Source organism: Methylophaga sp. (assembly GCF_030651745.1).
Map to the genome: position 1 here is coordinate 1 of NZ_JAUSCC010000068.1, position 11,221 is coordinate 11,221.

The 11,221-nt window shown below is 43.9% G+C and carries 12 protein-coding genes, 1 tRNA gene and 1 pseudogene; 10 read left to right on the plus strand and 4 right to left on the minus strand.

Features of this window, described 5'->3' with window-relative positions:
- Positions 1-337, plus strand: a pseudogene (locus Q7V21_RS08125) (ornithine carbamoyltransferase); the annotation flags it as partial.
- Positions 338-344: 7 nt separating this feature from the next.
- Here Q7V21_RS08125 and murU read toward each other — a convergent pair.
- Together murU and Q7V21_RS08135 are read right to left on the minus strand one after the other, a co-directional pair.
- The gene (murU, locus tag Q7V21_RS08130; protein ID WP_304916808.1) at positions 345-1,019 is read right to left on the minus strand and encodes an N-acetylmuramate alpha-1-phosphate uridylyltransferase MurU; all 675 of its coding nucleotides are present in this window, start codon (positions 1,017-1,019) and stop codon (positions 345-347) included.
- Complete coding sequence (locus Q7V21_RS08135) at positions 1,016-2,005, minus strand: aminoglycoside phosphotransferase family protein (protein WP_304916809.1); 990 nt, start codon at positions 2,003-2,005, stop codon at positions 1,016-1,018. The genes murU and Q7V21_RS08135 overlap by 4 nt, the downstream gene beginning before the upstream one ends.
- A gap of 163 nt (positions 2,006-2,168) precedes the next feature.
- Between Q7V21_RS08135 and Q7V21_RS08140 the strand changes: the two genes are divergently transcribed.
- Complete coding sequence (locus Q7V21_RS08140) at positions 2,169-2,573, plus strand: hypothetical protein (protein WP_304916810.1); 405 nt, start codon at positions 2,169-2,171, stop codon at positions 2,571-2,573.
- Positions 2,574-2,579: 6 nt separating this feature from the next.
- On the opposite strand, the gene Q7V21_RS08145 is transcribed toward Q7V21_RS08140, so the two are convergent.
- Together Q7V21_RS08145 and Q7V21_RS08150 are read right to left on the minus strand one after the other, a co-directional pair.
- A complete protein-coding gene (locus Q7V21_RS08145; RefSeq protein WP_304916811.1) occupies positions 2,580-3,173 on the minus strand; it encodes a nucleoside triphosphate pyrophosphatase in 594 nt (197 codons plus the stop codon).
- A gap of 7 nt (positions 3,174-3,180) precedes the next feature.
- Positions 3,181-4,815 (minus strand): alpha-D-glucose phosphate-specific phosphoglucomutase, encoded by a 1,635-nt coding sequence (locus Q7V21_RS08150; protein ID WP_304916812.1) that lies wholly within the window; start codon positions 4,813-4,815, stop codon positions 3,181-3,183.
- Between the two features lie 124 nt (positions 4,816-4,939).
- Here Q7V21_RS08150 and Q7V21_RS08155 point away from each other — a divergent pair, with 124 nt between their 5' ends.
- From Q7V21_RS08155 to Q7V21_RS08190, 8 genes are all read left to right on the plus strand, one after another.
- Entirely contained in the window at positions 4,940-5,812 is an 873-nt protein-coding gene (locus tag Q7V21_RS08155; RefSeq protein WP_304916813.1) for a cation diffusion facilitator family transporter, read from the plus strand.
- Positions 5,813-5,851: 39 nt separating this feature from the next.
- On the plus strand, positions 5,852-6,439 hold the full coding sequence (locus Q7V21_RS08160) for a nuclease-related domain-containing protein (protein ID WP_304916814.1): 588 nt from the start codon (positions 5,852-5,854) through the stop codon (positions 6,437-6,439).
- Between the two features lie 2 nt (positions 6,440-6,441).
- Positions 6,442-7,365: a 5'-nucleotidase gene (locus tag Q7V21_RS08165; RefSeq protein WP_304916815.1), complete on the plus strand. Its 924-nt coding sequence runs from the start codon at positions 6,442-6,444 to the stop codon at positions 7,363-7,365.
- Positions 7,362-8,813 carry an HDOD domain-containing protein gene (locus tag Q7V21_RS08170; protein ID WP_304916816.1) on the plus strand — a complete coding sequence of 484 codons (1,452 nt, stop codon included), beginning with the start codon at positions 7,362-7,364 and terminating at the stop codon, positions 8,811-8,813. The genes Q7V21_RS08165 and Q7V21_RS08170 overlap by 4 nt, the downstream gene beginning before the upstream one ends.
- A 67-nt stretch (positions 8,814-8,880) precedes the next feature.
- A tRNA-Leu gene (locus Q7V21_RS08175) sits at positions 8,881-8,965 on the plus strand.
- Between the two features lie 63 nt (positions 8,966-9,028).
- Complete coding sequence (gene tig, locus Q7V21_RS08180; protein ID WP_304916817.1) at positions 9,029-10,327, plus strand: trigger factor; 1,299 nt, start codon at positions 9,029-9,031, stop codon at positions 10,325-10,327.
- Between the two features lie 88 nt (positions 10,328-10,415).
- Positions 10,416-11,051, plus strand: a complete 636-nt coding sequence (clpP, locus tag Q7V21_RS08185; RefSeq protein WP_304916818.1) for an ATP-dependent Clp endopeptidase proteolytic subunit ClpP — start codon at positions 10,416-10,418, stop codon at positions 11,049-11,051.
- Positions 11,052-11,080: 29 nt separating this feature from the next.
- On the plus strand, positions 11,081-11,221 hold a 141-nt coding region (locus Q7V21_RS08190), incomplete at its 3' end, for a ClpX C4-type zinc finger protein (RefSeq protein WP_304916819.1).

The following is an 11,221-nucleotide window of genomic DNA, read 5'->3' on the forward strand; positions in this document are numbered from 1 at the left end:
GGCTTCTATCGTCAAGGCGGTTGATGCGCCAATTCATCTGTTTAATGATGCGATGCAGGCTGCAGAGCTTGCTGATTTAGTGGTTACTGATGTCTGGGCCAGTATGGGCCAGGAAGAAGAGCAACGTAAGCGTGAAGCTGCTTTTGCAGCGTTTCAGGTTGATAATAAAATTATGCAACAGGCTGCTAAAGATGCCTTATTCATGCATTGTCTGCCGGCGCATCGTGGCGAGGAAGTTACTGCCGATGTGATTGATGGTCAGCAAAGTGTGGTTTGGGATGAAGCTGAAAACCGACTGCATGCGCAAAAAGCCTTGTTGGAATTTCTCTGCGCCTAAGTTGCCGTTAAACGTCGAGTTGCTTAGCCAGTGCGGTTAAGCGCTCGACGGTTCCAATATCTGACCACTGTCCCTGATAATGTTGTCCAGTCACTTGTTTATGGCTCATTGCTTCTACCAGTAATGGTTTCAACGGAAGTTTAGTGACTTGATGACCGGCAAACATTTCTGGCCGGTAAATTCCAATACCACTAAATGTCAGTTTCGGTTCACCTTCGGTGGTTAACAAACCATCGGCATCAAGATAAAAATCCCCAGCAGGATTATGGGATGGATTATTCACCATAATCAGATGACATAGTTGCTGGTTTGCCAAACTAAGCTCCGCCACGTCAGCAAACGGGAAATCTGTCCAAATATCGCCATTCACCACCAGAAATGGCTCATTACCTAACAATGGTAAAGCCTGAATAATTCCTCCAGCGGTTTCCAGGCCGCCAGTAACTTCTGCTGAATATTGAAAGTTGGCTTGATACCGCTGACCATTGCCTAACAGCGGCTCAAATTGTTCACCAAGATGGGCATGGTTGATCACAATATCTTTGAGTCCGGCGTCGACCAGTTTTTCAATCAGATATTCAATTAAGCGTTTTGGACCTGCATGCAACAAAGGTTTTGGGGTGTGATCGGTAAGTGGTCTGAGGCGCTCACCGCGACCCGCAGCCAATATCATTACTTTCATTTTATGGCCACAATTTTGGGTTGTTCAATAAGATATTGATAGAGGTTTTGTAGCTCTGGATATTGCTCACAAACCTGATAAACATAGTTTAAAGTGAGCGCTAAATTATTCATATAATTAGGTTTATTGTCACGATAGTTTAAGCGGCAGAATATTCCCAGTATTTTCAGGTGGCGTTGTAGCCCCATTAAATCAAACCAGCGAGGGAAATGTTCAGCTTGCTCTGCAGATAACAATCCATGTTGTTGTGCCTGCTCAATATAGTATTCAACCCACTGTTTTTGTTGGGACGGCGACCACTGAATATAAACATCACGTAGTAATGACACTAAATCATAGCTAATGGCGCCTATCACGGCATCCTGAAAATCAATCACACCCGGTGCTTGTCCTGGCAAATACATCAGGTTACGTGAATGAAAGTCCCGATGTACCAGAACCTGGGGTTGAGATAAGGCATTGTCGATTAACAAATCATAGGTAGCGGTTAACCAGTCTGGCGGTGTTAACTGTAAATGTTTTTGTAAAAACCATTCACCAAACAACTGCATCTCGCGCTGTAATAATGCGGAATCATATTTAGGTAACGGCTGATTTTCACAGGGAATTTTCTGCAGGGTTATCAGGCTGTTGATGGCATTTTTATACAGTTCATCAGCTGTTGTTGCCGATAACATGGAAAGATAAGGAACACTGCCCAGATCACTGAGAATTAAAAAACCACGTTGCAAATCCTGTTGATAGATATGCGGGACATTTAACCCGTATTGCTCGAGTAATCTCGCGACTTTGATGAATGCGTGATTATCTTCATGTTCCGGTGGCGAATCCATGATGATATAGCTGCCACCTAGTTGTTCCAGTCTGAAATAACGACGAAAGCTGGCATCGCTGGAAGCAGGTGTTAACGAATAATTTTGATCAGTCACAAAGCTCTGCAACCATTGTTGCAACTGTTGAAAGCGTATATCTTGTGTATTGTTCATCTGGGAAGTGCGTTATAAGTTTGAGAAATCAGGCTCACAAAAGTGGTCACTGAATTTAATGTGGTGACAAATTGTAGCCTATTCGCACTGAATGGGATAATTTGCCCATTGCACATGGTCTCAGCATGGCACCAAAAAACTATAAATATCTGGAGAGGATGAAATGATTAAGCACTATCTGGCTGCTGGTTCGCTGGCTATCTTATGTTCAGCAGTAATGGCCGAAGAGTCTATGTTGACTCCTGGGGATATGCCGCAAGAAGCCATTAATGAAATGACCAACAATATTACCGCTTACAACAAATGCATGATGGAATCACGGTTAAATGCTAATAAAAGCGGTCAGGATGCCACGCAGAATGCCGATGATATTCTGCAATCCTGTGAGCCTAAGTTAGATGAGTTAAAACAATTACTCACTGATAACAACGTCAATCCGGGACTGACCGAAGGAATGGCCAGAACTTTACGTTCCAAAGCTGCTCGTCAATTGATGGGGCAGGCGATGAACAACATGGCAGCTCAAGCCGCCGCCATGGAAAATATGCAAAAAAGCCAACAACAATAAATTGATTTAACCGGACTGCTGCGCCAACACATCAATGCCTTCGTTGGCCAGCAGTTCAATCAAACGAATCAGTGGTAATCCAATCAAGCTATTGGGATCCTGACCACGCAGCTCTTGAAATAAACTGATTCCAAAGCCTTCAGATTTAAAACTCCCGGCACATTGATAGGGTTGTTCGGTCTGTAAATAAAAATCAATTTGTGCTGCAGAAAGTGGCCTGAAAATCACTTCAAAATAATCAACCAAAGACTGCATATTGCCAGTTGCTGCGTTATATAAAGCCAAGCCAGTCATAAAGGTAACCTTGTTCCCAGAGGCTGCCGAAAGCTGCTCAGTGGCTTTGGCATGGTTGCCGGGTTTACCCATTATGTGACCGTTTAAAACCGCAACCTGATCAGACCCAATAATCAGGCTGTCTGGATGCTGCTCTGCAATTTTACGGGCTTTGGCTTCCGCTAAACGTTTTACCAGCTGTTCAGGTTTTTCTTCGTTCTGCGGGCTTTCATCAATATCCGGTGAAGCAGTTGTAAAGTTCAAATGTAATTTAGCCAGCAGTTCAGCCCGAAAAGGCGAGCTGGAGCCTAATATTATTTTTTGCATAAATAACCTAGGTAATAACAGTAGGTGCAGTACGACCAGTAATTGACTGGATTCCAGCGAGCTCATCAGCCAGATCAATTAAATCTTCCAGTCGTGTTTGCGTGTCTTCAAATAATTTATCCGGATTATCTTCAATGGCTTCGATATACACTCTTAATGTAGCGCCTTGGGTGCCGGTGCCGGAAAGTCGAAAGATAATACGGCAACCATCGGTAAAGCCAATACGAATACCTTGTTTTTCAGAAATACTGTTATCGATGGGATCGTGATAACTGAAATTATCCGCATAATCCACTGTATGCCCGTTCAATTCCTGACCTGCCAATTGTGGTAACTGCTGTTGCAGACGTTCGATTAATTGATTGGCTTTATCGGTAGGGATCTCTTCGTAATCATGCCGGGTGTAATAATTCCGACCATATTTTTGCCAATGCTGACGAACGATATCACTGACCGATTGCTGTCTGACGGCAAGAATATTCAACCAGAATAAAACTGCCCACAAACCATCCTTTTCCCGGATATGATTGGATCCGGTACCAAAGCTTTCTTCCCCACATAAGGTAGCCATATCAGCATCAAGCAGATTGCCAAAGAATTTCCAGCCGGTAGGGGTTTCATGCATCGGGATATTTAATGCTTTTGCCACCCGATCAGCTGCCTGACTGGTTGGCATCGAGCGGGCTATCCCTTTAAGACCTTCCTGATAAGCCGGAATCAGTTCGGCATTTGCCGCCAGGATAGCCAGACTGTCCGAAGGTGTTACAAATATGCCATGGCCCAGGATCATATTCCGATCGCCATCGCCATCTGATGCAGCGCCGAAATCCGGCCCATTGTCAGCGAATAACTCAGCTACTAGTTCAGGTGCATAGGTGAGATTAGGGTCGGGATGTCCGCCGGCAAAGTCAGCTTGTGGAATACCATTAATCACTGTTCCTACTTCTGCGCCAAGACGTTTTTCGAGGATTTCTTTGGCATAAGGTCCAGTAATGGCATGCATTGCATCAAAACGCATTTGAAAGCGGCCATTACAAAGTAGTGCCCGAATTGCCGGAAAATCAAAAATATTCGCCATTAATTCTGCGTAGTCAGCAACCGGATCGATGATATCGATCTGCATATCCTGCAAATACTGAGTGCCTATTTCTGACAGGGAAATATCATCACAGTCAGCAATACGATAGGAAGTTATCTTTTGACTGAGTTGAAAGATAGCTTCGGTAATGCTTTCCGGCGCAGGGCCACCGTTACGGATATTGAATTTGATACCAAAATCACCATCTTGTCCGGCCGGATTATGACTGGCTGACAGGATCACCCCACCAAATGCGTGATATTTGCGAATAACGCACGAAGCCGCCGGTGTTGAAAGCAGGCCGTGTTGACCGATAATCAATCGTTTAAAGCCATTGACCACCGCCATTTTGACAATGATCTGAATGGCCGTGTCATTGTAAAAACGGCCATCACCACCAATCACCAGGGTTTGATCTTGCGTATCGCCAATGGCATCAAACATGGCCTGTACAAAATTTTCCAGATAATGCGGCTGTTGAAATACACGAACTCGCTTGCGCAGTCCCGATGTGCCGGGTCGTTGATCATTAAATGGCTGAGTGGTGATGTTGCTGATCGACATGATAGATCCTGAAAAGGCGAAATATATGGGTATTAAAAGCAGTTTATTACTGCTTTGCACAAAGGTTGCGTCTCACTATACTGAGAACATGTTACGGTCTCAACACTTCGATAATGCAACGCTAATGCGCTTAGCCAGCTATGCTTCTGTACTAACGGCTTTTGTGCTTATTACTGCAAAGCTTATTGCGTGGTATCTCTCCGATTCCATCAGCATTCTGGCCAGTCTGATTGATTCCAGTCTCGACTTACTGGCATCACTTATCAACCTGTTAGCAATTCGACATGCATTACAACCCGCTGATAAGGAACATCGCTTTGGCCACGGCAAAGCTGAGCCTTTAGCGGCGGTAGGCCAATCCATGTTTATCGCTGGTTCGGCGATCATGTTGTTATTTCAAGCGAGTGGTCGACTGGTTCATCCTCAACCACTGACTGCTGGAATAGAACTGGGCGTTGCGGTCATGGTGTTTTCCATGCTGGCAACAGTGGGATTATTGCTGTTACAGCGTTTTGTTATCAAAAAAACCAAATCTTCGGCTATCCGGGCAGATTCGTTGCATTACCAGTCCGATTTGTTAGTCAATTTCAGCGTGATAATCGCACTGCTGTTGACCCAGTTTGGTTTAGTCTGGTTTGATCCATTAATGGCGGTATTTATTGCTGTCTACGTGCTGTTCAGTGCATGGAAGATCCTTAGGGATGCCGTGGATTTATTGATGGATCATGAAATCACTGATGCAGAGCGTCAACAAATAACCCAATTGGTGTTAAATCATCCGCAAGTGAAAGGCATGCATGATTTGCGAACAAGACGTTCAGGGACCACGGTTTTTATTCAGTTACATCTGGAACTGGATGCGGAGTTTACCCTGCAGCATGCACACGATGTGACTGAGCAGGTAGGCCAAGCGGTTAGTGCCTTGTTTGATGAAGCAGAAGTTATTATTCATCAGGATCCAATAAGTGCTAAGGCAATTGAACATAGCCCAGCTTGAACGCCGTATAATAGTTAAAAACTTGAGGAGTGGTATTCGTTGCTTGAACAATTTTCTATAGAGTTAGCCGGCGGGCTGAGCTTGGTTTTAATCTTAATTGTCTGGTTACTCTATCGACGCTTTGTTCGGAAAAGTCATTCACAGATCCAGATAGAACAGGTGTTAAAACCTCATAAGCAGGATGAACTCAAAAATGTGATCTTACCGGATGGTATAGGTGGCTTACTGGAAATTGAAAAGATTTTTCTGTTGGAGCAAGGCATTTTGATATTGCGTGACTATCCGATAAATGGACATTTATTCGGTGCTGAGAAAATTGAACAATGGACTCAAATTGTAGATGGCCGCAGTTATAAATTTACCAATCCACTGCATCATCTTGAACATGCACGCCAGGCGATTCGTTCTTTGATTCCCAAAATGCCGGTTTTTTGTCATGTGGTGTTTACCGCAGACAGTAATTTTCCCAAGGGCAAACCAGCGTCAGTATCAGTACTGAATAGTTTTGAACAGGATATGCAAAGACTATTTAATAGCCCAAAATTACCCTCTGAATCCAGAGAGAAAATGTGGAATGTTATTAAACAAAATGCTCGTATTGACGCTCAGTCACTAATCCGGGAGTAAACGTGGAAACGCCGACAAAACCATTGGTGGTGGCAATTTCATCACGTGCTTTATTTGATTTGGATGAAAGCCACCGAATATACGAAGAGCAGGGCACCGAAGCCTATTGCCGGTTTCAGATTGAAAATGAAGATGAGCCTTTATCGCCGGGTGGCGCATTCAACCTGGTCAAAAAGTTATTGGCGTTAAATGACAATAATCCCAACACGCCGCGGGTTGAGATCATTTTGTTATCACGCAACAGTGCCGACACCGGGCTGCGAGTGTTTAACTCTATCCAACATCATAAGTTAGGCATTATCCGCGCTGTATTTACTTCCGGCAGCAGTCCTTATCGATACGTTGCCCCATTTAGCGCCAACCTGTTTTTATCAACCAGTCCGGAAGATGTTCGGATGGCGCTTGAAGCGGGTATTGCAGCTGCGACTATATTGCCGTCCAATCTGGGCAATAATTCTGAATCAGACCAACTTCGCATTGCCTTTGATGGAGATGCTGTTTTATTTTCAGATGAATCCGAACGTATATATAAAGAACGCGGGCTGGAAGCATTCACTCAGAACGAACAGCAAACTGCCAGACAGGCATTATCAGGCGGACCATTTAAAGACTTTTTAATGGCCTTGAATCAAATCCAAACCGAATACCCGGAAAACAGTTCACCGATTCGTACTGCACTGGTAACTGCCCGTTCAGCCCCGGCACATGAGCGAGTTATCCGTACTTTGCGCGAATGGGGTATTCGTATTGATGAAGCTATTTTCCTTGGCGGCATGGAGAAGGGGCCATTTCTGAAATCATTTGGTGCCGATATCTTTTTTGATGATCAGGAGCGTCATTGCATCTCGGCAAGAGATCATGTTGCGACCGGTCACGTTCCGCATGGCATCGCCAATCAGATTATTGTCAAAGAAGATACTGAATGACACTGACCCCGATGCCTGTCGCTGCTCAACGCTTTATCCGACAACTCACGGATAAACATATGCCGGTGTTTCCTAACACCATGCTGGAGATTAACAAGATCCTCGAACAGGAGGATAGTGCGGCAGTAGATGTTGCGCAGGTTATTTTGCGTGATGCCGCATTAACCGGCCGTTTGTTAAAAATGGCAAACAGTGTTTATTACAATCCTCAGGGACATCATATTAATACCGTGTCCCGCGCTCTGATGCTGTTAGGTTTTGAACAGGTCAAAGTGTTGGCGCTGACACTGGTATTAATTGATTCTTTAAAAGCCAGCAAACGCCACGATAAAGTGCTCAAAGAAATGGCGATATCACTGCATGCCGCCGTACAGGCGCAGAATATGGCAACGTTATGTCATTCGGAATTGCCCGAAGATATTTTCATTGCGGCTTTACTGTCGCGTTTAGGTTATCTAACTTTCTGGGCATTTGCGGATGAAAAAACGGTTAGCGCTTATGAGCAAGCAGAACCGACAGTTTCCGCTGAGATAGAAACATTGGGTTATTCCCTGCAGCAACTTACTCAGGGGCTGGCAGAAGCCTGGTCATTAAATGATCTACTGGTGCAAAGCTTTCGTTCCCATGATAAGTCCGAAGCCGTACAAATCATTCGTTATGCCGGACAACTCGCCTTTGAAACCAGAAAGTCCTGGGATATGACCAAGCTTGCACCATGGTTTGACCAAGCTGCTAAGCTGACACACAGTAATCCAGAAAGCCTGAAAGCTACCGTTTTTGACAGCGCCTTGGCTGCACAGCAATTGCTGAATCTGACAGGTATAGAGCGTGCTCAGGGATTGATTCCCTTACCTGACGACATTCAATTACAAGACGATACGCTTAACGAACCAATAGCTGAGGCTGAACATACAACCCTTTATTTTGCCCCCGATCAATCTATTCAATTACGTATCTTGCAAGATATTTCTCAAGCCATTCAGGAACGCAGAAGCATCAATCAGATACTCGAAATGGTGATGGAGGGGATTTATCGCGGGGCTGGTATGGACAGGGTGGTGTTTGCAGTTTTATCGGCTGATAAATCCCAGCTCAATTGTCGATATGCGATGGGACATCAAAATGAACAGTTTTGTGAGTTATTTAAAATAACCATAGATAACGAAAAAACCAGCCTTTTTAAAGAGTTGCTGTCAGCAGAAGATGCGTCAATGCTGGATAAATCACAACCGGCCCTGTTGAAAAAAATTCATCAGGAAAGTGACGGCGTATTTGAGGTTGAATCACTGCTGGCAATGCCATTGAAACGGTCTAACAAGCCCTTTGGCTTATTTTTAGCTGACAGACATGCTTCAAAAAGAGCATTGGAACAGCAAGATCTTATTGCTTTTAGGCAGTTTTGCCAGCAGGCAGCCTTGGCATTCGCATTTTTGACGATACAAGGCTAGTTTTGGTCAGTTTATCTGGCTATAATGGCCGACTTGATTAGATATGTATGCATATCTATAACGATTTGCGAGAGTGGCGGAATTGGTAGACGCGCTGGATTTAGGTTCCAGTAGGGTAACCTGTGAGAGTTCGAGTCTCTCCTCTCGTACCATTTACAATTGTTGGCGTTAAGACGTCAGCAATGCGCTTAATCCCCGTGTTTGAGGTTTAAAGAATGCAAGTAACTGTAGAAAATGTCAGCGAACTAGGTCGTAAAATGACCATCACTGTGGAAGATGCAAATATCGAACAAGCTGTTGAGCAACGTTTGGCATCTATCCGCCCATCGGTTCGGATGGCTGGCTTTCGTCCAGGCAAAGTACCGATGAAAATGCTGGTTAAAACGCATGGTCCCTCAGCACGTCGTGAAGTGATTGATCAAATTGTCCAGGAAAGCATGCGTGAAGCATTCACTCAAGAGAAAGTGAACCCTGCGAGTCCTCCGCATATTGATAGCATGAAAGAAGAAAAATCAGCGTTAGTCTACACGCTGAATTATGAAATCTTTCCTGAACTCGCCGAAGTAAAACTTGCTGATATTAAATTGGAAAAAACAGTTGCTGAAGTAACTGAAGAAGATGTTGATAAAATGCTTGAAACCTTGCGTGAACAACGCATGAGCTGGGAACCTCTGAAACGTGCAGCCAAAGAAGAAGATGGTGTAACCATTGATTTTGTTGGCAGCATCGATGGCGAAGAATTCCAGGGTGGAAAAGGTCAGGATGTGTTGGTGGTTATTGGTAATGGCAGCATGTTGCCAGATTTTGAACAACAACTGATTGGTGTCAAACCTGATCAGGAACTGACCGTTTCAATGACGTTCCCTGATGATTACCGTGCTGAACATTTACGCGGCAAAAAAGCTGATTTTGCTGTAAAAGTGAAACAGGTTGCCAAGAAAAAATTACCAAAACTTGATAAAGAGTTTGCCGAACTTTGTGGTGTTGAAGGTGGATTGGCGGCATTGAAAAAAGAAGTCCGTTCCAATATGGAGCGTGAACTGTCTGCCGCATTGAAAAATGTCAACAAACGTAAGGCAATGGACAGCGTTGCCGCAAATAATGACATCGCTTTACCGGAAGCCCCAGTGGAACGCGAAGCAAATTTCTTGATGGAACAAGCAAAGAATAATTTGCGTAATCAAGGTGTTAATGTTGAAGGCTTACCTTTTGAATTAAGTAACTTCAAAGAAAATGCTGAAAAACGTGTCAAACTGAGCTTACTTATCGGTAAGATTATTTCAGACAATAAGATTCAACCTGAAGAAAAACGCGTACGTGAAGCAATTGAAGCCATCGCTGCCAGCTATGAAGACCCTGAAGATGTGATGAACTATTACATGACAAATCAGGATAAATTATCTGAAATTCAAATGATGGTTGTCGAAGACACTGTTGTTGAATGGATCTACGATAATGTTAAAGTTGAAGAAAAAGCATCTTCATTCTCTGAAGTGATGAATGCAATAGCCTAAAGGCACTAGCAAGTTTTTTACAAAGACAGCCCGTGCTCAAACTTTTGGGCATGGGCTATTTTTTATTTGGCATTAAAACAGGAACGCTATGAGCACTATATTTTCTGAGCATCTCAATCCAGTTCAAAATGCATTGGTTCCAATCGTTGTTGAACAAACCTCACGTGGTGAACGTTCATACGATATTTATTCCCGCCTGCTGAAAGAGCGCATTATCTTTTTAGTTGGTCAGGTGGAAGACCACATGGCGAATTTGATTGTCGCCCAGATGTTATTCCTGGAATCAGAAAACCCTGACAAAGACATTCATCTGTATATCAATTCACCAGGTGGAGCCGTCACCGCTGGTTTGGCGATTTATGACACCATGCAATTTATCAAACCGCAGGTCAGTACATTGTGTATTGGTCAGGCTGCCAGCATGGGTGCTTTATTGTTAACCGCTGGCGCTAAAGGTAAACGTTTTGCCTTGCCAAATTCGCGCATTATGGTGCATCAGCCATTAGGTGGTTTCCAAGGTCAGGCATCAGATATTGATATTCATGCCAAAGAGATTTTAAGTATTCGTGATCGATTGAATGGAATTATGGCGCACCATACTGGTCAGGATATTGAGAAAATTGAACGTGATACCGATCGTGACAATTTCATGAATGGTGAACAAGCAGCAGAATATGGTTTAATTGATGCTGTAATGAATAGCCGACCTGCAGAAAAGTCTTGAGTAATCACAAACGTTAGGAAAGTAGAGCGATGAGCGACGACAAAAAAAACGACGACAAATTACTTTACTGTTCATTCTGCGGTAAAAGTCAGCATGAAGTAAAAAAATTGATCGCGGGTCCATCGGTATTTGTCTGCGACGAGTGTGTAGAGCTTTGTAACGATATTATC

Excerpts from the sequence above, each read along its gene's own strand:
- clpP (WP_304916818.1), top strand. The coding sequence starts at position 10,416 with ATGAGCACTATATTTTCTGAGCATCTCAATCCAGTTCAAAATGCATTG.
- Q7V21_RS08170 (WP_304916816.1), top strand. The coding sequence starts at position 7,362 with ATGACACTGACCCCGATGCCTGTCGCTGCTCAACGCTTTATCCGACAA.
- Q7V21_RS08145 (WP_304916811.1), bottom strand. The coding sequence starts at position 3,173 with ATGCAAAAAATAATATTAGGCTCCAGCTCGCCTTTTCGGGCTGAACTG.
- Q7V21_RS08150 (WP_304916812.1), bottom strand. The coding sequence starts at position 4,815 with ATGTCGATCAGCAACATCACCACTCAGCCATTTAATGATCAACGACCC.
- tig (WP_304916817.1), top strand. The coding sequence starts at position 9,029 with ATGCAAGTAACTGTAGAAAATGTCAGCGAACTAGGTCGTAAAATGACC.
- Q7V21_RS08140 (WP_304916810.1), top strand. The coding sequence starts at position 2,169 with ATGATTAAGCACTATCTGGCTGCTGGTTCGCTGGCTATCTTATGTTCA.
- Q7V21_RS08135 (WP_304916809.1), bottom strand. The coding sequence starts at position 2,005 with ATGAACAATACACAAGATATACGCTTTCAACAGTTGCAACAATGGTTG.
- murU (WP_304916808.1), bottom strand. The coding sequence starts at position 1,019 with ATGAAAGTAATGATATTGGCTGCGGGTCGCGGTGAGCGCCTCAGACCA.
- Q7V21_RS08155 (WP_304916813.1), top strand. The coding sequence starts at position 4,940 with ATGCGCTTAGCCAGCTATGCTTCTGTACTAACGGCTTTTGTGCTTATT.